Origin of the sequence: Vibrio sp. L85, from assembly GCF_963871815.1 — a bacterium.
GTDB classification, from domain to species: domain Bacteria; phylum Pseudomonadota; class Gammaproteobacteria; order Enterobacterales; family Vibrionaceae; genus Vibrio; species Vibrio harveyi.
On sequence record NZ_CAWMYL010000005.1, the window covers coordinates 38,776 to 59,064 of the forward strand.

A 20,289-nucleotide genomic window follows, 5' to 3' on the forward strand; every position below is an offset into this window, starting at 1 on the left:
CATATCAATGGTTGAAATCATTGTATTCACAATTGTAGTGACTCATCAGTATGAGTGATAAGTTCACCACGCTGAATGAGAGGGTGTTTGATTAATATTATTCACGGATTTTGCCTTTGTGGTATCAATCCGATAGCCTTTGCGCCAAAGTAAGTGAACAAGATGTGCATCTAAACAAGTATCGTCAGTGAGGTTAGAACATTGAGCGACCAATTAACCGTCGTCATTATTGAGGATGAATCTGCCATCGCAGAGAACCTGATTCATGTATTAGAGATGGATGGCTACCACGCAGAGTGGTTTGCAACGGCAGGAGAAGGTTTCGCTTTTTTGCAGCACAATACCGCGGCTTTGCTTGTATTGGATGTTGGCTTGCCAGACGGCAACGGCTTTGAGCTTTGCAAAGCTATCCGTGAGTTTTCTGATATTCCAATTATCTTTCTCACCGCAAGAAGCGATGAAATTGACCGAGTGGTAGGCTTGGAGATTGGCGCGGATGATTACGTGACGAAGCCATTTAGTCCGCGTGAAATGTTGGCTCGCATTAAACTTCGAATCAAAGCTAAAGCGCCAATGATGGAGCACAAACCGGAGCCTGCAGCTGTTCCAGAACAACCTCATTTGAACCAGGATTTAGTTGCGCAGAACTTCGATTATGGTGTTGGCGGGCAAATGCTTGGGTTAACTGCGGTGGAGTTCAAGATCCTCGATAAACTGATTTCTGTCTCTTCCAATGTATTGAGCCGAGAGCAGCTCATGGTCGCTGCTGACATGGCGCCGGAAGCTGCGTACGAGCGCAATATCGATACCCACATCAAAGCTATTCGCCATAAGTTGAAGCCGTTTGAGATGTCTGAACGCATCTGTACCAAGCGTGGCTTTGGTTACTTTTACTGCATTAAAGGTGAATGATGAACCGCTGGCCGAAGATCCCGCTTGGACTCAGACTGTTTTTTCTCTACTTCATCTTAGTCGGAATGACGGCTTACATGGTGAGCAAAACCGTTGTCCAAGAACTTAAGCCAACCGTGCGTCAAACCACCGAAGAGACGCTGGTGGATATGGCGAACTTGCTCGCGGTATTGGCAGAAGAGGACGTTGCAAACGGAAAGTTGTCTGAGAGTCGCTTCTCCAAACTGCTAGCGGCTTATGGGCAGCGAGAACCTCAAGCGCGCATTTGGGAAATTGGCAAAAAAGCGATTAATCATCGAATTTACATCACCGATAAACAAGGGATTGTGATTGCGGATTCTTGGCAGCAAGACGTTGGCAAAGACTACTCGCAATGGAATGATGTGTATCTCACGTTGCGTGGTCAATACGGCGCGCGCAGTACCATCGAAGACCCGAAAGATCCGCTTTCAACCGTCATGCACGTGGCTGCGCCCATCTACCACAAAGGCGAAATCATTGGCAGCGTGACGGTGGCAAAATCTAATCGCTCAGTACAACCCTTCATCGATCTTTCTAAACGCAATGTATTGTTTTGGATGGTGTGGATGAGTGGTTTAGTGCTATTGGCAGGGGCATTGTTTGCTTGGCGAATTCACTCGGCACTGAACAAGCTAGAAGACTACGCGACCAAAATGGGTGAGGGTGAAAAGGTCTCTAAGCCAACATTTCGTATCTTCTATGAGTACGGCACGCTAAGCGACGCATTAGAGAAAATGCGCAACCAGCTCGATGGCAAACAGTATGTGGAAGAGTACGTACAGACGCTGACTCATGAGCTGAAAAGTCCGTTATCAGCGATTAAAGGCGCGAGTGAAATATTGCAAATGCCGTTGCCTGAAGAAAAGGTCACGCGCTTTGCTGGCAACATTGAGCGAGAAAGCGATCGCATGCAGTCATTGATTGATAAGTTGCTCGAACTGGCTCGTCTTGAAAAGCGCCCCGAGTTAGAACAAGTCGAAGCTATCTCGCTAAAACAAATGGTCAATGAGGTGGTTGAATCGGCGGATGCGCGTTTGAGTGCAAAGTCGGTCACTGCCAACATCCAAATTGATGATCATCTTGTTGTGCTTGGTGATGCCTTCTTACTGAAACAAGCCGTTTTTAACTTGATGGACAATGCGCTGGATTTTGTTGATTCAGAGGGATGCATTGAATGGAAAGCGGAGGTCACAAAAGAGAAGGTGTGCTTGTCGATTTTCAATTCAGGTCCTCACATTCCCGACTACGCGATGTCGCGTTTGACCGAGCGCTTCTATTCTCTCGCTCGGGAAAATGGTGTTAAGAGCACTGGGCTCGGGCTGAATTTTGTTGAGCAAGTGATCAAGCTGCACAAAGGTCAGTTGCAAGTCGAAAACGTCGATTCTGGCGTGAAAGTGACTCTGATTTTACCAACTCCATAGAAACTCCACATTAGCTCCATTCGTTCTCCAAATTGCTGATTTAGATTACTCCCATCAGCAAATGGAGAATGAAACATGAAAAAGATCCTCAATAACCAACTCGGCACGAAGTTCGCCTTCGTGCTGTTTTTGTTTGTCTTACTGCAAATCCCGCTTTCAATGGTCACAGGGCTGATCTCAGAACGCTCATATCGCCAAGATGAAGTCAGAAACGACATCGCACGCAGCAGCAGCGGCGAACAGCGCATCATTGGTCCATTCATCATGGTTAACTACACCGAAACCAGTTACCGAGATGACAAAGTACAGATTAAAGAGCATCGTAAATTCCTCCTACCTAGCACTTTTGATATGAGCGCGAACCTGGACAGTTTTGAAAAGTACCGAGGTATTTACCGCGCGCGTTTATACAAAGCACAAGTGGCACTGAAAGGCACTTTTGATGCAGACGATCTCGCGGCGTTGCAGGGGCTTGATATTGAAAACATGAGCCTAGTGGTTGGCATTGAAGACAGCCGTGGATTGATTCGTTTGGATGACATGACCATGGTGAGCTCTGATATCGAAGTCGCACCGGGAACGGGGTTAAATCAGTTACCACAAGGCTTCCATAGTGATCTGACACTTGCAGACCTAAACCCAGCACAACCTTTGGCTTTCGATCTTAACTTCTTGCTGCAAGGGATGGGTCAGCTTCAAGTCACACCAATCGGCAGTCAAACAACGGTTGAACTCTCTTCAACTTGGGCACATCCGAGCTTTATTGGTGATTACTTACCGGTGTCATCAGAAGTATCTGAAGATGGATTTAACGCGCAATGGGCGAGCAACAACTTCTCAACCAATATCGCGCAGCTGTTCCAAAGCTGTTTGTCATCGAATCACGCTTGTCACGAGCTTGAACAGCGACAAATGGGCGTAGATTTGATTGACCCCGTGGACCACTATTTGAAGTCTCACCGAGCCGTTAACTATTCACTGTTGGTTATCACATTAGTATTTGCGAGTTTCTTCTTACTGGAGCTGCTCCAAGCGTGTCCGGTGCACCCAGTGCAATACGGCTTTATTGGTCTGGCTTTAGCACTTTTCTATCTGTTGCTGATTTCGATGAGTGAACATCTGGGCTTTAACTGGGCGTATGTGGTGTCAGCAGTCGCATCGGCGGGGCTTTTAAGTGTGTACGTGAGCGGTATGTTGAGCAACACCAAGCACGGCGCGATATTCGGAGCGTGTTTGCTCACTCTCTACGGATTACTGTTTGGCTTGCTACAAGCAGAAAGCTACGCATTGGTTATGGGGACATTGCTGTGTTTCGCGATTTTGAGCTTCACTATGGTCATTACACGCAACATCGACTGGTACGCACGAAATAAGAAAGCGGAAGAAAGCGCAAAGGCGAATCATGAAGATGTTTAAACGAGCAATTCTCACTGGGCAGCCAAGCAATATGGTGGAAGAAACGTCCGCTATCCACCTGCGATTTTCTGCAACAAATGGACTCAAAAGCTTGGTGTGTTTTATCGCATTGGTCGTTATCGCACTCTATGTTCGAGACAGCTTTATTCGTCCGACATTTGGTGATGTTCTCGTTGTGGTTTGGCTCTACTACTTTCTTGCAAGTATGTTCTCTATGCCCGTTAACTGGCTGGTTTCATTGGTGGTGTTGATTGCGTTTGCCGTAGAGTTGGGGCAATTGCTTCAGGTCGCAGCTTGGCTTGGTATCGAATCTTCATCGCCTTTGGCTGTAATTTGGGGCGCCACATTTGATTGGAAAGATCTGCTGGCTTACTGCATCGGAGGTCTACTGTGTTGGTGGATGGAAAAGAAATGAAAACCGAGATGAGAGCCATTGTGCTACCAAACCGACTCCGCCATTCCAAACGAGGTATTCGTAAGAGGCTCAAAATCAGTTTACTCAAACGCGTGTACCTTTGGTCACTGACCAATAGAGAACTGCTGTAAACCTCGCCTCTTTATATGAAATACAAAAAGGGAATCTTAACTCACCGGCGCACAGGGTGAGTTAAGATTCCCTTATTATTGACTAAGATATTGAGTTCTTACTTTTAATTAGCTTTCAAATGAAAGTTTCTCGCCGAACGTCTCTTTCCAGTCTTTATCGAACTGCTCAACCGCCGGTTTTACTGCTGGATGTGCGAACATTTGTGCCGCCACATCGGTTGGCAATGTAATGGCTTCGATGCCCAGTTTCATCACTTCCATCGCTTGTTGAGTGTTCTTGAAGCTGGCTGCCAAAATCTTCGCTGGTAGTTGGTTTTGATCGAGCAACAATTGAAGATCCGCGACCACTTCAACACCGTTGCCGTTCATCGCATCAATGCGGTTTACGTAAGGTGCTAGGTAGTCTGCACCGCACAGTGCCGCTAGGAAACCTTGTTGAGCTGAATAGATAGCAGTAGCAAGAACCTGAATTCCCTCTTTTTTCATTAGCTTAATTGCTGCCAAGCCGGTTTCTGTGGCTGGCACTTTTACCACCATATCGTAAGGCAATTCATTCAGTTGGCGTGCTTCTGCCACCATGCCTTCGACGGTTGAACTCACGACTTGAGCGTGAAAGCGAGGTGTACCGCCAAGTGCTTCTTGCATGCCTGCTAGGGTTTCATTCAGTCCCTGTTTTGATTTCGCCAAAATGCTTGGGTTTGTCGTCACGCCTTTTAGCGGTAGGCACTGGTTAAAGCGTTTTACTTCTGCCACATCAGCAGTATCTAAATAAAGTTCAATCATGGTTTCTACCTTAAACAAAATCTTCGTTTTGATGATGGGATCACTATAGATCTGACAATCGAACGAGATCTTGATTTTGATCAATTGAAATTTCATTTGAAACTATAATAATTTCATTAAATGAAAGTTAAGTGAAACTTGTAAAGGCTCAAATGAAGCTTTCAGTTAGAAAACAGAAAAGCTGTTCATAAGACTCAACGAGCAAAAGAAACGAATTAGGTACACAGCGGTAGCACAGACCAAGAGGCAAGCAGAGATGTATTTCAATATCCAACGATTCTCTACCCATGATGGCGATGGCATTCGTTCCATTCTTTTTCTTAAAGGATGCAGCTTGTCTTGCCCTTGGTGTCAAAACCCAGAAAGCCGCAGCGAAAAGCATTCACTGCTTTTTGATCAGCGAAGCTGCATGGAAGATTGCCAGCTGTGCGTTTCTGCTTATCAAGCTACAACTCAAACCACGGCGGGTAGTGAAACGGTGAGCGATGGTATTCAACGTATCGACAACCAGATCATCATTAATCGCAAAGCCATCAAAGAAGACCAACTGATCGCGCTGCGAAACGTATGTCCTACGCAAGCACTGACCGTCTGCGGTGAAGAAGCGAAATCAGACATGCTGTTCGACACCTTAATGAAAGACAAACCTTTCTACGACCAAAGCCAAGGTGGCGTGACCTTCTCCGGTGGTGAGCCTCTCATGCAAGCGGATTTGGTGGCAGAACTCGCACAGCGTCTGCATGACAACCAAGTCTCGACTGCGATTGAATCGTGTATGCATGTGCCGTGGAAGAACGTCGAAAAAGCCGCGCCGCATATTGATTGCTGGTTGGCGGATTTAAAACACACCGACGAAGAAAAGTTTCTTAGCTGGGCGAAAGGTTCACTAAAACGCATCAAAGACAATTTCCGAAAACTGGCACCTATCGCGAAACGCATTGTGATTCGCGTTCCCGTTGTGCCGGGGTTCAATGACACCATCGAAGAGTTGAAAGACATCATCGATTTTGCGGCTTCACTAGAAAGCTGCCAAGAACTTCACTTGCTGCCGTACCACACGCTCGGCATCAATAAATACCGTTTGCTCGATATGCCTTACGAGTGTTCTGACAAGCCACTAAACAAACCAGAACTGCTAGAAAGCGCCATGCAATACGCAAGCGAAAACACCCAACTTAACGTGATTGTAAGAGGTTAACTATGGACCTGAATTACCTTCCTGAGCGTATCAAAGCGCACAAATCGGCACTGGTAAATATCGTAACGCCACCTGTCTGTACCGAGCGCGCAGAGGCATACACTCGTGCTTATCAAGCAAACGAAGACAAACCTGTGATTGTTCAACGTGCGCTAGCACTGCAAGAGCACTTACGCACTCGTACTATTTGGATTAAACACGATGAGCTAATCGTCGGTAACCAAGCGAGCAAAGTACGGGCTGCGCCTATTTTCCCAGAATACACAGTGCGTTGGATTGAAGCGGAAATTGATGAGCTAGCCGACCGTCCTGGTGCAGGCTTTGCGGTCACTGAAGAAGATAAGCAAAGCATCCACAGCATCACACCGTATTGGCGCGGTAAAACTGTTCAAGACCGTTGTTATGGTTTGTTTACTGATGAGCAGCAAGAAATTTTAGCCAGCACCATCATTAAAGCCGAAGGCAACATGACTTCGGGTGACGCGCACCTTGCGGTGGATAACGAGAAAATCTTGAAGCTAGGCATGAACGGTTTGCTAGAGGATGTTCGTCAGCACCGTGCTAACAATGATGTTTCGACCTTTGAAGGCTTGAAGAAAGAGCAGTTCTACAAATCAGTCGAAATCGTGCTGCTTGCGATTCAAGATCACATGCTGAGCTATGCTGAATTGGCGGCAAAAATGGCGCTAGAAGAGACGCGCCCCCTACGCAAAGCTGAATTAGAAAGCATTGCTGCAAACTGTCGTCATGTAGCAAGCCACGCACCAGAAAACTTCTGGCAAGCACTGCAATTGAGCTACTTTGTTCAGTTGATGCTACAAATCGAATCGAATGGTCACTCGGTTTCTTTCGGTCGTATGGACCAATTCCTAAACGAATTTTATGTTCGCGATATCGAAAACGGCGCGATTGAAAAAGACTTTGCACTAGAGCTTTTACAAAGCTGCTGGTTGAAGTTGCTTGAAGTAAACAAGATTCGCTCTGGTGCACACTCAAAAGCATCGGCAGGTTCTCCGCTGTATCAAAACGTGTGTATCGGCGGTCAGAAGTTGAATGAAAAGGGTGAGCCTGAAGATGCAGTGAATCCACTTTCTTGGGCGATTCTGGAATCTTGTGGTCAGTTACGTTCGACGCAACCTAACTTGAGTGTGCGTTACCATGAAGGTTTAAACCAAGAGTTCTTAATGGGCTGTATTGAAGTGATTAAATGCGGCTTCGGTATGCCAGCGTTCAACAACGATGAGATTGTTATTCCTGAATTCATCAAGCTTGGTGTAGAGAAAGAAGACGCTTACAACTACGCATCTATCGGCTGTATCGAGACCGCAGTTCCGGGCAAATGGGGTTACCGTTGTACGGGCATGAGCTTCATTAACTTCGCTCGTATCTTGCTAGCTTCATTGAACGAAGGTGTGGATGCAACAACGGGTAAAGCTTTCTTGCCACACGATAAGTCATTAGCAAAAGGTAACTTTGAGAACTTTGAGCAAGTGACAGCTTCTTGGGCAGAGCAAATCCGCTACTACACCCGTAAATCGATTGAGATTGATACGGTAGTGGACAGCGTGCTTGAACAGCAGGCACAAGACATCTTCTGTTCAACGCTAGTGGATGACTGTTTGGCTCGCGGTAAAACCGTGAAAGAAGGCGGCGCGAAATACGATTGGGTATCTGGTTTGCAAGTCGGTATCGCAAACTTGGGTAACAGCCTAGCTGCCATCAAGCACCTTGTTTTCGATGACGCGCAAATCACCCAACCAGAGTTGGCAAAAGCATTGGCAGAAGATTTCGACGGCATGGAGAACGAACAGCTTCGCCAACGTCTTATCAACTTTGCACCAAAATACGGTAACGATGATGACGCAGTAGACCAACTACTGGCAGACGCTTACCAAGTGTACATTGATGAGCTAGAACAGTTCGTTAATACGCGTCATGGGCGTGGTCCAATTGGCGGCGGTTACTACGCAGGTACATCAAGTATCTCGGCAAACGTCCCATTCGGCGCTTCAACCATGGCAACGCCGGACGGTCGTAAAGCGAAAACGCCATTGGCAGAAGGTGCAAGCCCGTCATCTGGCTCAGACCGTTTAGGTCCAACAGCGGTATACAACTCGGTCGGTAAGATCCAAGCGAATAAGATCCTTGGTGGCGTGCTGCTTAACCAGAAGTTAAGCCCGGCGGCGGTTGAGTCTGAAGGGGATAAGCTCAAGCTTTCTATGTTGATTCGTACCTTCTTCAACCACCACAAAGGTTGGCACGTGCAATATAACATCGTCTCTCGTGAGACCTTGCTAGCTGCGAAGAAGAACCCTGAACAATATCGTGATCTTGTTGTGCGAGTTGCAGGCTACTCAGCCTTCTTCACCGCGCTATCACCAGATGCGCAAGATGACATCATCGCACGTACTGAGCACGAACTGTAAGTACACTGACTAAGTAAAACAAAAGGCACCGATTGGTGCCTTTTTGCGGTTTGGTCTGAGTTTATTTACCCATATACTTGTGGCGCATTTTACCGCAAGATCTACTACACCCTTTACAGTGGAAGAAAGCTAACCAGTCTTAAGATTAGCTTTCTTGTTGTTTGACGAATTGTCCCGGCGTCATGCCGAAATGGTTTTTGAAGGCACGAGTAAAGTGGGATTGGTCATTAAAGCCAAGCTCGTGCGCCGTTGAAGCGATATTGACTGAACCAGAAGAGAGTGCCACTCGTGCTTGCTCCAAGCGCTTGTTCATCAGGTACTGATAAGGTGTTACGCCGATAAGCTTTTTGAATTCCCTCAAAAAGTAAAACTTACTGCAACTGAGCAAGTCTGCGAGGTCATCGACCGCGATGTTGTCGCCGATGTTTTCTTCGATGTATTGGTCAATCTTATCGACTTGGTGTTGGTCTAACTTAGAGGCAGCAAGCTGGTTGTTCTTAAGGTCAAAGTAGTTGGAGTAGTTTTGGATATAGTGGGTTGCCAGCAGTGAAACCAAGTTATTGAGGTAGATTTTGCCATTTCGCCCTTTGGCTTTTGCTTCCAACATAAACAGCTCAATGATGCCTTTGATGGTCTCATCCAACACGTTGTAGTTGTTCAAAAATTGCAGCTCAATTCCCTCTAAATTAAGCGGGCAGTGTGAGAAAAACTCTTGTTCTTCAATCGCTAAAATCACGAAATAACAAGGCTCTGCCACGTCATGGGTAAACGGGGTTTTCGGTGGGTTAATCCAAATGTTGCCCGGGCTGGTTTTTAGATCGGCGAACGTGCCATCTTTTTCAACACTCCAATTCAAATCTTTTTCTAGTGCCAATGCAAAGTAGAAGTATGGGGTGTGGACATTCTTCGGATAGAAATAAGGGGACGTGCCTTTTTCTACCAATACGCCCGACCAATCTAATCCATGGTTTGAAAACTCAATATCCAGCACGTCGCCACAGCTTGATAGCGCATTAGATTCAGAGTCATAAAACTTTAGCTCGGACTTCATTTTCTTTCCTTTGTTCTCTTCCACTTGCTAGCTGAAATTAGCCGAGTTTTGCACATTTCGTCAACTCATTGAGGGGGCAATAAAGTACAAAAACTTGGGCAGGAATGTTCAATCTTCTCTCGCGGTGCAGCGCTAATCTATACCCAAGTTAGCCGGACAGCATAGGCAAAACATAAGACAGAGAGGATGCCATGTTTAAGAAATCGCTTTTACTACTATTAGGTAGTTTGCCGTTTACCACCTTAGCTCACTCAGTTTCTGCAAATGACAATAACACTAACCTAGCTTTAGAGGACACCACCATGAAACACATCGAACTCAATACTCAAGTTGGTCAACTAGCTGCAAACCTGTACTTACCAAAAGGTGCAAAGAATGCCCCAGTTGTTATCGTGACGGGTGCGTGGACAACGGTGAAAGAGCAGATGCCGGCGGTTTATGCTCAAGCATTGGCAGAGCGAGGTTACGCTGCATTGACGTTTGATTTCCGTGGTTGGGGTGAAAGCAAAGACCATGTGATGTACTTAGAAGATCCTGCACGTAAAACCGCAGACATTCGCGCGGTGATTGAAGCGGTGAGTCAACTCGATGGCGTTGATGCATCACGCATCGGTGGTTTGGGTATCTGTGCATCGGCGGGCTACATGCTAGATTCGGTTGCCGGTAATGACAAAGTAAAAGCAGTGGCAGTGGTTGCTCCTTGGCTGCACGATAAAGCGATGGCGACTGAAATTTATGGTGGCGAAGAAAGCGCGAAAAACTTACTCGCAGCTGCGGAAGAGGCAGCACATTCAGCGACTCCGGTTTACATCGAAGCGGCAAGCACAACCAATGAAAACGCGTTGATGTTCCAAGCGCCTTACTACACAGAGACTGACCGTGGTTTGATTCCTGAATATGACAACCAATACAACGTTGCATCATGGACTGGTTGGTTGAACTACGACGCTCAAGCAAGCGCAGCAACACAAGATAAACCAGTGCTAATGGTGGCATCTGAAGCCATGGCTCTGCCTGCTGGTGCGCATCGTTACATCGAGAATGCTGGTAGCAACGTTAACGCAGTATGGTTATACGACATCAATCAATTCGATTTCTATGACCAACCAGAAGCGGTAAAACTGGCTGTCGATGAAGTTGTAGATCACTTCGAAGCGAACCTATAAGGAATCACGTGATGAAGCTTAAACAACTGTGGTTTATGTTTATCGGAGTGATTGCCATGAATGTGAATGCTCAAACCATGTCCTTGGACGAAGCGAAAATTCGTAGCAACATTAACAGCTTCTCGGCTTTGGCAGACCAAGGCGCATTTGAATACTTAGGTCGACTGTTCGCTCCAGAATTAACGGTGGATTACACTTCGCTGTTTGGCGGTGAAGCTCAACAAGTTAAACGCCAAGATTTAATGCAGCAGTGGGCGGGATTCCTGCCTGGGTTTGATGCGACATTCCATGACTTGAGCAATCTACGCGTCTCTATTGATGGCGATAAGGCGAGTGCGATAGTGGATTTCATCGCAAGTCATTGGCTCGGTGCAGAAGGTTTCTGGGCGGTTTCGGGTGAATACGAGTTTGGTTTGCAACGAGCAGGTGATAACTGGCAAATCACCTCAGTGAAACTGAATCGAAAAGCAGAGCAAGGCAACCGAGATGTCTTGGCAGAAGCGCCTAAGCATGCGGCGCAGAACCTGAAAGCGCGCGAAGCACTGAAAGTGACGTACTAATAAGCGCGTCAGAGCGTCACAAAGGCACCAATTGGTGCCTTTTTCTATTTGAGCTGTATCGTGTTTAGTTGCATAACTGATTGATTAATTGAGTGGTTTAAATAGGGTGGGAGAAAATTAAAAAGAAGGGTAGAAGAACGGATGTTTTTACTCATCGCAATACTTGCAGGGGTAGCGGCGTTAATTTGGTTTTATCGAGAAGGGCAAGTCATTGGCTTGAACCGGCTCCTCGGCATACTTTATTTTATTACTTACGCTGTGGTGTATTTGTACATTCCACCATTTCTCGAAATGGGGCATCAATACATTGGCAAAACTTACGAGTTGATCCCCATTGCCTGCCTTTATGGCATTTTGCACCCAGATCCTGAGGAAGCAACGACTGAACAGAAGGCGATAAGCTTTTTTTCATGGTGTGGCTTGATCTTTATCAGCTGTTTCTTGTTGTATTTCAAAATGAATGTCTGGTGAGAAACTAAACACTAAGTTCAAGGAAGATAAATGAGTGCCAGTCACTACCTAAAAGAGCTACGCAGCAAAGTTGGTAATCAAGTATTAATGATCCCAGGTGTTGCTGTGGTGATCCTCAATCAAAACAACCAACTTCTGTTGCAAAAGAAATCTGATGGCAGTTGGAGCTTACCAGCAGGCATGATTGAACCAGGTGAGTCACCTTCGCAAGCTGTGATTCGAGAAGTAAGAGAAGAAACCGGACTCGCGGTTGAAGTTGAACGTGTGCTCGGTGTTTTCGGTGGAGAGGGATTTGGTTTTGCTTATCCAAACGGAGACCAAGTTGAATACACAGTGATCATGTTTAAGTGTCAACAAACAGGACAGTTTGCAGAAGACTTAGATGAGGAGACGATCGAGCTGGCTTGGTTCTCGAGATCAGATATGCCGACACTTGCTTTGCCTTATCCTCTTGAGTGCTTATTTGCAGAAAACATCGAGCCATTAGTTTCGTAATAATCATCGAACTAGAATGTATTTATCCTGTTGATTTTGTGAGAAAGATTATTGAGGCATTGAATGAAAACTGTCAGTATCCAACATTCGATGCTGATTATTCATTTGGCGTCATTGGTTGTTATTTATAAGCAGAGAAAAAATATGTTTAAAAAAGCTCTAGTTCTAGCTCTTCCTGTTGTATTAGCAGGTTGTTCCGCACCTAAATATACGGCTGAGCCGATTGCGCAGTCGAATCAAAGCAAAGAAATCACCATCGTAAAAGATAATGCGACAAGAGCAGTGTTCTTAGATTCTTTGCAAGAATGGTGCTTAGACACTGCGCGTAAATGTACAGTGGTCAGTGATGGCACTGCACCTAAGGCAGATGAACTGACGCTAACCTATGTGTCTCGCTGGAGTTGGGACTTTAGAACCTTTATTGCGGATGCAAAGATTAACGCTTATAAAAATGACCAGAAAGTTGGTCAAGTTGAATTTAAAGCGCCAAACAATGGTAATTTGGACAAATTTGGTACAGATACCAAGCGTATCGAGTCGATGATTAAGATCTTATTTGGAGAGCAGACAATTAGCGATGCTCAACAGAAAATCAAATCTGGTGAAATCTAAATACACAGCTTAAGAACATAATGAAAGCTCAAAAGTAATGTCCTTCTTTTGAGCTTTATTTTTTGTGATATTTAAGCCTGAAAAGATGGTGCTATATGGAAATAGTTAAAGCCAATCTCAGCCATTTTGAAGCGTTTGAGCAGTATGTTGAAAAGTGTGCTCTGGCGGGAATGGAAATGTACATCATCGCCCAAAGCGACAGTGAAGCGTTGCTGAAAAAACGAATTGGATACGCGAAAGGCGAAGGCTTGCCGGAAGGTTGGACGCCGTCTTCGACATACTTCTGTATAGAGGAAGGGGTGATACTTGGTTCGATTCGGGTTCGTGATGGTAATAACGACTATCTTGAAAATGTGATAGGGCATATTGGTTACGAAACCGCGCCAGATGCTCAAGGCAAAGGCATCGCCACATTCATGTTGAATTGGGTGAAAGCCGAGGTTATAGAAGACAGCGCTATCGTTACTTGTGATGTGAACAATACCGCATCAAGGCGCGTGATCGAAAAGGCGGGTGGCGAGTTTCTCAATACATTTTATTCAGAACAAGACCAATACGAAGTGCGCCGCTATCGATTGTCGGCAGAGTAAATTCATTGAGATGAACAAACGCCCTCGTGAATGAGGGCGTTTGTTATTGAGAATGTTCCATTATGAAGTGAGAAATTAGAACTCATCCTCTTCAAAGCGTCCTGCGTTCTCTAGCCATAAACCATTAATGACGCCAAAGGCGCAGGCGAGTAACACGCCAAGTACCCAACACATGTACCACATACATGCCTCCTTAATAGAGTGATGAACTGTTGCTGCGGATGTAGTTGTTATCCAAACGTCCGAACATTTTGTAGTAACACCATGCGGTGTAGCCCAGAATCACAGGCACAACGATGATGGCAACGATAGAGATAATGCCAAGCGTTTTCTCACTCGATGTGGCATCCCATAACGTTAAGCTGTGCGATGGGTTGATGCTTGACGGCATGATCATCGGAAACAAGGTGACGCCTGCCGTTAAGATGATGCAAGCAATCGCAATGCTCGACATAGTAAACGCCACCCCAGCACGACGAGAGACGGTTGCCCAAAAGCACACGAGTAAGCTGGTTACCGCAGTGAAGGGAATCAGCCAAAGTTGTGGCATTTCGCTGAAGTTATGCAATAAATCACCAGCAATACTCACCACTTGTTTGTTGAGTGGGTTTGAAATGCCATCTTTTAGCATCGCGCCGATGATGATGTAACCGGATTGCGATGCCGCAAACAAACCACCGAACATAAATAACATCATGGTTGCACCCGCACCCCACAACGTGATGTTTTGTGCTCGTGCACGTAGATCATGTTTTGTCTTCATTTGAAGGAAAGCAGCACCTTGCGTCACCACCATGGTCAAACTCACCAAGCCACACAGAATTGGGAATGGAGTGAGCAAGTCAAAGAACCCACCTTGATAATCGAGCATCAGCAAGTTGTTTAACTCGAACGGTACGCCAACCAACAAATTACCGAAGCCAACCCCAAAGATAATTGGTGGAATAACACCGCTGATGAACAAGGCGACATCACACACATTGCGCCATTGCGGATTATCGATTTTAGCTCGGTAATCCATACCAATAGGACGCAACCAAAGGGATGCGAGCACCAACAGCATGGCAATATAGAATCCGGAGAACGCTGCGGCGTATACCAAGGGCCATATCGCGAAGATGGCACCGCCAGCGGTAATCAGCCAAACTTGGTTGCCGTCCCAGTGCGGCGCGATAGCGTTAAGCATTACGCGGCGCTCTAGGTTCTTTTTCCCCATAACAGGGAGCAGCGCGGCTACCCCCATATCGAATCCGTCGGTGATGGTAAAACCAATCAACAGCACACCAACGATCGCCCAAGTAAATAGGCGTAGGTTTTCGTAATCAAACATAGTGCCTCCTTAGTGCTGATCAATCAGTTTGAATGTGTCGGATTGTTTGTCTTTTTTGTTGTTTTCTTCGTGGTGATAGCGACCCGTTTTAAGCACGCTTGGTCCACGTTTGGCAAACTTCACCATCAAGAACATTTCTACAATCAAGAACGCTGTGTAGAGTACATAAACAAAGCCGAGCGAAATCCAAATGTCACTTGGTGCGAGGTTAGATACCGCCATATTGACCGGAAGTACCTCACCAATTGCCCATGGTTGACGTCCGTATTCGGCAACGAACCAACCCGCTTCACAAGCAATGAAAGGCAATGGAATCGCCCATAGTGCCGCTCTCAATAACCAAGGGCTCGAACCCAATTTTCTGCGGCAGACTTGGACGAAAGACAAACCGATAATCGCGAACATTAATACCCCACACGCCACCATGATTCGGAAGCTCCAGAATAGTGGTGCCACTTGAGGAATCGTGTCTTGCGCCGCTTGCTTGATTTGGCTTTCAGTCGCATCGGTGACGTTCTCGGTGTATTTCTTCAATAGCAGACCGTAGCCGAGATCTTTCTTCATCTCATCGAATTGAGCGATGTTTTCAGGGCTGTCGTTACCTGCGCGAAGTTCCTCTAGCATGCCGTAAGCTTGGATACCATCGCGGATACGATCTTCGTTCTGCGCCATCAGATCGCGTAAGCCCATCACTGGCTCATCCAGCGAGCGAGTCGCGATGATCCCCATTAGATATGGAATTTTAATGGCGTAGTCGGTTTCCATGGTTTCTTGGTTTGGTAAGCCAAATAGCGTGAACGAGGCGGGTGCTTCTTCGGTGTGCCATTCGGACTCAATTGCCGCGAGTTTTACCTGTTGCACGTCACCAAGCTCGTAACCCGATTCATCACCCAGCATCAATGTCGACACAATTGCAGCCATGCCAAATGCAGATGCCACCGCAAACGAACGGCGAGCGAAAGAGATATCTCTGCCTTTGAGTAAGTAGTAAGCACTGATGCCCATTACAAACAAAGCACCTGTGGTGTAACCGGCAGCCACGGTATGAACAAACTTCACTTGCGTGACGGGGTTAAACACCACATCAGCAAAGTTGATCATCTCCATTCGCATGGTTTGGTAATTGAATTCTGCGCCGACTGGGTTTTGCATCCAGCCATTCGCCATCAAAATCCACAACCCAGAGAAGTTAGAACCTAGCGCTGTCAGCCAAGTGACCGACAAGTGTTGGCGTTTTGACAATCGATCCCAACCGAAGAAGAACATGCCGACTAAGGTGGATTCGAGGAAGAAGGCAATCAAGGCTTCGATGGCAAGTGGCGCCCCGAAAATATCGCCCACATAGTGAGAGTAATACGCCCAGTTGGTACCAAATTGAAACTCCATGGTAAGACCGGTCGCCACGCCCACGGCGAAGTTAATCCCGAATAACTTACCCCAGAACTTGGTCATGTCCTTGTAGATGGTTTTCCCCGTCATGACGTACAAAGACTCCATAACGGCCAGCAAGAAAGACAAACCTATGGTCAGTGGGACGAATATAAAGTGATAGAGTGCGGTACTAGCGAACTGAAACCGCGACAGATCAACGACATCTGCAAACATAAGGACTCCTTCCCGCTACCAGAGTAGCGGGTTAGATAAGGTTATTATTAGTCTGTTTAATTAAGCGTTAAAGCTTGGGTGCACTTGAATTACGCCTTTGCTGGTATGCGAGAGAAAGGTTTTCTCAACCAGTAATCCAAGCTTACATAGCGACCACCGCCGTAGAAGAACAGCACCAGCAACATCACAAAGTAGGTGGCTGCGAACTCCATACCGTTGTTGAGCATTACTGGGTCGCCCAATTCGGTGATGTAGTTGTATCGACCTGGGAAGTTGGTCGCTAACCATTCAATAAAGCCGTTCAAACGCACCGTTGCTTCCATGCCGCTGGTGGCGATGGCATCCCAACCGTGTTTCCAGTGCACCATCGCGCTCGCAACACTCATCAAGAAAATCATCGGAATCGACATCACTCGGGTAAACAAACCCAAAGCGATACAAATACAGCCAAGCACTTCCGTACCTGCGGCAAGAAACGCTAACAACTCGGGAAATGGTAAGTTCAAACCACCATCTGCGGTGGACGCGCCAAACCACGCGACGGTGCCAGAGAAGCCCAGCACCTTAGAGCGAGCGCCAACGAAAATGACCGGAATGAGGTAGAGACGAATCGCAAGCAACGCTAAGTAATCGTATCTTTTGCATTTCTCGACGAGACCGTCGAACCAATTGAGGGCTGACTTAATCATAATTTTTCTCCTGAAGGGCGGACGCTGACGAGTCCTAGTTCACTGAAGTGTTGAGCCCACTCCATGAAACTGAATCTGGCGAGTTGCTGAGCAATCATTTGTTGTAGTTGCGCCAGAGTCAGGTTTGGTTGCTGTTGTAATAGCTGAATCAATGCGACATCCACTTCTCTGAGCTTTTGCGATATCACATGATGTTGTGAGTTCCGAAACACGCCATAAAACACAGGGTGACGCCTGTCAGTTAGGAAAGTCACGGAGTCTTGATGCAGCAAGAAAGGCACTTCGACCAGCTTTAATGTTGGGTTGAGTTGCAGCACTTGATTCTCTTCGAATATCGGATTCGAGGGTGAATTGAATGCCGCGACTAAGGTGTCAATTTCTACATTGAACGCCACCCATTCATATTCCAATAACGCCTTCTGATCGGCAGAGATGGAGCTGGAATCTTGATGCGCTTTCTGCTGCAAAAACTGAACAAACTCGGTGGCAATATGATGAAACTCAGGCTCGGATGCGCCATGCATCACCACAAAGTCATCCACCATGCGCTCAAGTTGTTCATCAGCGAACTGCGAAGAAAATAGAGGGAACGTATTCGCAACGACACCCAAGATGTTGTCGCGGATAAATTCGCTATATCGACACAGCGCATGCTGATTCATAGGTGTGCGAATCAGAGCCGTTAGGGACTCAGTTTGCGCGCGCATTTTGTTCGGAGGATTAAGCATTGAGCACCTCCTTACACAACACTTCGAGTGTTTGGCTGAAATCCAAGATCTCACCATGAATGCTGCGAAGCTCTTCGGCCAGAACAAGCAGCGACGGCACATTGTGGTCGCGCTCAAGAAGCAAAGGCTTGCTGCCATGCACCGAGTAGGTGTAACGAGCCAGATCAATCACTTCATCAGGCACTGGTTTACCATGGGTATCGAGCAAGAAGTCATCACGCTCTTTCAAGTGACCCGCAATGTGGTAATAACGAATCGCGTCGCTTGGTAAAGTACTCAGCATGTCGTAAGGGCAGAAATGATGATTTCGGCTGTTGACGAACACATTGTTGATGTCGATAAGCAGCTCACATCCACTGCGGTCACTCACTTCAGCGATAAACTCGCCCTCTGGCATTTCATGTCCGTAATCGTGGTAGTAAGAGATATTCTCTAACGCCAATGGACGGTGAATAATGTCTTGCACGCGTTGAATGCGTTCGACCAAATACGGAATGTTCTCTTTATGTCGAGGGATCGGAAGCAGTTCATACAAATAGCCCTGATTGTCTCTAGAGAAACTCAGATGTTCGCTATAGATGTCGATATTAAATTCATCGAGAAAGCGTGCGACGTCTCGTACAAAAGACTCGTTTAACGGTTGGCAATCACCAATCGATAAGCTCAAGCCATGAGCGACAAGCGGATAATATTTCGCAATGTCTTGCAGCTGTTCACGTTTTAAGCCGCCAATATTCATCCAGTTTTCCGGCGCTAATTCGAGGAAATCGATATCTGGGTGCTCGGGCAACTGACACAGCAAATCAACGTGTTCGCTGCGCAGCCCAATCCCTTTTGATGTATCGGTTATTGTCCGCATACGCCACCTGTTACTTTGCTTTTGGTGAGTTTGATGGTTTCTTCTGAAGGGTTAATACCTTCGCCAGTCACGCCACATTTGCCGTCACGAGCGCGTACCAAGCGACCTTGTGGATCGTTCTTTAGTTCTTGTTTCTCAAAGCGTTTCTCTGTACCACATTTACCAGCCGCACACTTACCGCCATGTTGAGAGCTGGATTGAGCCTCTACGGGAGCTTCTGTGGGTGCATCGGCAAACGCCATGCCTGAGTTCAAAGTAATGACAGATGTCATCGCGATAGATAGAGCAAGTTTATTGTTCATGAGACATCTCCTTCGCTGCGCTCATTGGGTAGCTAGATAAATCGTGACCAGCAATAACTTGACCGTGGTAGTACTCTTTAACGATCTTGATGGAAGCTGGTTTAAGTTTTAGACCTAAGCCCATCCAGTGGTTAAGCACCAAGAGTTTTGGATTCACTTCTGCGGCGATCTTGCCGACAACTGATGGCTTAGCGTGCATAAATGACGAAACTTCGTCGGCTTCTTCATGAATGGCTAATGGCATCAATAAAATGTCGGCACCTTTAGCAAAGTCGATGAAGTCAGGGTTACTGCCGTTTTGGTCGGCGGAAATCACCATCACGCCTTCGGCACTTTCGATTCGAAAAGCGAGACAAGGAACGTCGCCGTGTGGGATACCCAGTGCGTAAATGGTTAACCCATCTTGCTCGTACACCTTGGTGCCTTGGGAAGTTTTGTATGGCACATCGGTAATGGTGACAGGGAACAAGCCATCGCTGCCATCAAACAAACCGTTCAAATATGCGTACGCGCCTTCATCACCGTCGAAAAGCGCTTCCATGTAACCAGTCAAGCTAGGAAATGCAGAGCCCGCTTCTGGACCCGCGATATCGAGAGGATCTTCACGATCAAAGAAGTACCCCCCTTTTAGCAGGGCTGGAACGTCGGCAACGTGGTCGGTGTGAAAGTGACTTAAACCAAGGAAATCTAAGTCTTCCAGTTTGCCGCCCGCCTGCCCAAAACGCAGATAGACACCACCACCGGCATCGATCATCACGCGTGATTTTCCTTTCCACCAAACCAGTTCACCAGACGAGGCACGAAGGTCATCAGAGATTGGTCCGCCAGAACCAAGAAGTTGCAAAGTAAAATCTTTGTCTAGCGGTTCGAGAGAGAGTGCGTAACTGTTGGCGGCTCCGAGAGATAACCCCAGAGCCAGCACTAACGCTTTTAAAGGCTGTTTCATATCAAATACCTATGAGTTTGATTTTTCTTATTTATTTCCTTTGGGTGAGCATCCAAAGAAGTGTTGAAGAGGCAGGAAAAACGATTTGTTTTTGATGTCCGTCAAAGCACGGGAATAAGATATCCAATATGAATGGTTAATTATATCTAGTAATTTTAAAGT

Annotated in this window: 23 protein-coding genes; 13 read left to right on the forward strand and 10 right to left on the reverse strand. The window is 46.6% G+C overall.

The window, feature by feature from the left end:
* The first annotated feature begins 201 nt into the window (after nucleotides 1-201).
* The 5 genes from AACR11_RS00350 (at nucleotide 202) to AACR11_RS00370 (ending at nucleotide 4,316) form a co-directional block, all read left to right on the forward strand.
* Nucleotides 202-912: a response regulator gene (locus AACR11_RS00350; protein ID WP_029788309.1), complete on the forward strand. Its 711-nt coding sequence runs from the start codon at nucleotides 202-204 to the stop codon at nucleotides 910-912.
* A complete protein-coding gene (gene creC / locus AACR11_RS00355; RefSeq protein ID WP_029788308.1) occupies nucleotides 912-2,354 on the forward strand; it encodes a two-component system sensor histidine kinase CreC in 1,443 nt (480 codons plus the stop codon). The genes AACR11_RS00350 and creC overlap by 1 nt, the downstream gene beginning before the upstream one ends.
* Nucleotides 2,355-2,429: 75 nt before the next feature.
* A complete protein-coding gene (creD, locus tag AACR11_RS00360) occupies nucleotides 2,430-3,770 on the forward strand; it encodes a cell envelope integrity protein CreD (RefSeq protein WP_079325452.1) in 1,341 nt (446 codons plus the stop codon).
* Complete coding sequence (locus AACR11_RS00365; protein WP_079325454.1) at nucleotides 3,757-4,185, forward strand: ribosomal maturation YjgA family protein; 429 nt, start codon at nucleotides 3,757-3,759, stop codon at nucleotides 4,183-4,185. Before creD ends, AACR11_RS00365 begins: the two co-directional genes overlap by 14 nt.
* Nucleotides 4,182-4,316 carry a hypothetical protein gene (locus tag AACR11_RS00370; protein ID WP_266099129.1) on the forward strand — a complete coding sequence of 45 codons (135 nt, stop codon included), beginning with the start codon at nucleotides 4,182-4,184 and terminating at the stop codon, nucleotides 4,314-4,316. Before AACR11_RS00365 ends, AACR11_RS00370 begins: the two co-directional genes overlap by 4 nt.
* A 108-nt stretch (nucleotides 4,317-4,424) precedes the next feature.
* On the opposite strand, the gene AACR11_RS00375 is transcribed toward AACR11_RS00370, so the two are convergent.
* Nucleotides 4,425-5,099 (reverse strand): fructose-6-phosphate aldolase, encoded by a 675-nt coding sequence (locus AACR11_RS00375; protein ID WP_027726626.1) that lies wholly within the window; start codon nucleotides 5,097-5,099, stop codon nucleotides 4,425-4,427.
* A gap of 256 nt (nucleotides 5,100-5,355) precedes the next feature.
* Here AACR11_RS00375 and AACR11_RS00380 point away from each other — a divergent pair, with 256 nt between their 5' ends.
* Together AACR11_RS00380 and AACR11_RS00385 are read left to right on the forward strand one after the other, a co-directional pair.
* Entirely contained in the window at nucleotides 5,356-6,297 is a 942-nt protein-coding gene (locus tag AACR11_RS00380) for a glycyl-radical enzyme activating protein (RefSeq protein WP_029788304.1), read from the forward strand.
* Between the two features lie 2 nt (nucleotides 6,298-6,299).
* Nucleotides 6,300-8,723, forward strand: coding sequence for a formate C-acetyltransferase/glycerol dehydratase family glycyl radical enzyme (locus AACR11_RS00385; RefSeq protein ID WP_029788303.1), 2,424 nt, complete (start codon nucleotides 6,300-6,302; stop codon nucleotides 8,721-8,723).
* Nucleotides 8,724-8,868: 145 nt separating this feature from the next.
* Here AACR11_RS00385 and AACR11_RS00390 read toward each other — a convergent pair whose 3' ends face one another.
* Entirely contained in the window at nucleotides 8,869-9,774 is a 906-nt protein-coding gene (locus AACR11_RS00390) for a helix-turn-helix transcriptional regulator (protein ID WP_029788301.1), read from the reverse strand.
* A gap of 191 nt (nucleotides 9,775-9,965) precedes the next feature.
* Here AACR11_RS00390 and AACR11_RS00395 point away from each other — a divergent pair, with 191 nt between their 5' ends.
* The 6 genes from AACR11_RS00395 (at nucleotide 9,966) to AACR11_RS00420 (ending at nucleotide 13,668) form a co-directional block, all read left to right on the forward strand.
* Complete coding sequence (locus AACR11_RS00395; RefSeq protein ID WP_029788300.1) at nucleotides 9,966-10,940, forward strand: alpha/beta hydrolase; 975 nt, start codon at nucleotides 9,966-9,968, stop codon at nucleotides 10,938-10,940.
* 11 nt (nucleotides 10,941-10,951) lie between these two features.
* The gene (locus AACR11_RS00400) at nucleotides 10,952-11,500 is read left to right on the forward strand and encodes a nuclear transport factor 2 family protein (RefSeq protein ID WP_029788299.1); all 549 of its coding nucleotides are present in this window, start codon (nucleotides 10,952-10,954) and stop codon (nucleotides 11,498-11,500) included.
* Nucleotides 11,501-11,641: 141 nt separating this feature from the next.
* The gene (locus AACR11_RS00405) at nucleotides 11,642-11,971 is read left to right on the forward strand and encodes a hypothetical protein (protein ID WP_029788298.1); all 330 of its coding nucleotides are present in this window, start codon (nucleotides 11,642-11,644) and stop codon (nucleotides 11,969-11,971) included.
* A gap of 30 nt (nucleotides 11,972-12,001) precedes the next feature.
* Complete coding sequence (locus AACR11_RS00410; RefSeq protein WP_029788297.1) at nucleotides 12,002-12,466, forward strand: NUDIX domain-containing protein; 465 nt, start codon at nucleotides 12,002-12,004, stop codon at nucleotides 12,464-12,466.
* Nucleotides 12,467-12,610: 144 nt separating this feature from the next.
* Nucleotides 12,611-13,078: an Sbal_3080 family lipoprotein gene (locus tag AACR11_RS00415; protein ID WP_009697960.1), complete on the forward strand. Its 468-nt coding sequence runs from the start codon at nucleotides 12,611-12,613 to the stop codon at nucleotides 13,076-13,078.
* Nucleotides 13,079-13,173: 95 nt separating this feature from the next.
* Nucleotides 13,174-13,668 (forward strand): GNAT family N-acetyltransferase, encoded by a 495-nt coding sequence (locus AACR11_RS00420; protein WP_009697959.1) that lies wholly within the window; start codon nucleotides 13,174-13,176, stop codon nucleotides 13,666-13,668.
* A gap of 75 nt (nucleotides 13,669-13,743) precedes the next feature.
* Here AACR11_RS00420 and cydX read toward each other — a convergent pair whose 3' ends face one another.
* From cydX to AACR11_RS00460, 8 genes are all read right to left on the reverse strand, one after another.
* Nucleotides 13,744-13,851, reverse strand: a complete 108-nt coding sequence (gene cydX, locus AACR11_RS00425; protein WP_005453120.1) for a cytochrome bd-I oxidase subunit CydX — start codon at nucleotides 13,849-13,851, stop codon at nucleotides 13,744-13,746.
* Nucleotides 13,852-13,861: 10 nt separating this feature from the next.
* Nucleotides 13,862-14,998 (reverse strand): cytochrome d ubiquinol oxidase subunit II, encoded by a 1,137-nt coding sequence (gene cydB, locus AACR11_RS00430; RefSeq protein ID WP_029788296.1) that lies wholly within the window; start codon nucleotides 14,996-14,998, stop codon nucleotides 13,862-13,864.
* Between the two features lie 9 nt (nucleotides 14,999-15,007).
* Nucleotides 15,008-16,603, reverse strand: a complete 1,596-nt coding sequence (locus AACR11_RS00435; RefSeq protein WP_029788295.1) for a cytochrome ubiquinol oxidase subunit I — start codon at nucleotides 16,601-16,603, stop codon at nucleotides 15,008-15,010.
* An 89-nt stretch (nucleotides 16,604-16,692) separates the two neighbouring features.
* The gene (locus AACR11_RS00440; protein WP_009697956.1) at nucleotides 16,693-17,292 is read right to left on the reverse strand and encodes an HvfX family Cu-binding RiPP maturation protein; all 600 of its coding nucleotides are present in this window, start codon (nucleotides 17,290-17,292) and stop codon (nucleotides 16,693-16,695) included.
* Entirely contained in the window at nucleotides 17,289-18,020 is a 732-nt protein-coding gene (locus AACR11_RS00445) for an HvfC/BufC family peptide modification chaperone (protein WP_029788294.1), read from the reverse strand. Before AACR11_RS00445 ends, AACR11_RS00440 begins: the two co-directional genes overlap by 4 nt.
* Complete coding sequence (locus AACR11_RS00450) at nucleotides 18,013-18,879, reverse strand: DUF692 domain-containing protein (RefSeq protein WP_029788293.1); 867 nt, start codon at nucleotides 18,877-18,879, stop codon at nucleotides 18,013-18,015. The genes AACR11_RS00445 and AACR11_RS00450 overlap by 8 nt, the downstream gene beginning before the upstream one ends.
* Complete coding sequence (locus AACR11_RS00455) at nucleotides 18,867-19,181, reverse strand: hypothetical protein (RefSeq protein WP_005453102.1); 315 nt, start codon at nucleotides 19,179-19,181, stop codon at nucleotides 18,867-18,869. The genes AACR11_RS00450 and AACR11_RS00455 overlap by 13 nt, the downstream gene beginning before the upstream one ends.
* Complete coding sequence (locus tag AACR11_RS00460; protein WP_029788292.1) at nucleotides 19,171-20,127, reverse strand: MBL fold metallo-hydrolase; 957 nt, start codon at nucleotides 20,125-20,127, stop codon at nucleotides 19,171-19,173. The genes AACR11_RS00455 and AACR11_RS00460 overlap by 11 nt, the downstream gene beginning before the upstream one ends.
* Nucleotides 20,128-20,289: the final 162 nt, after the last annotated feature.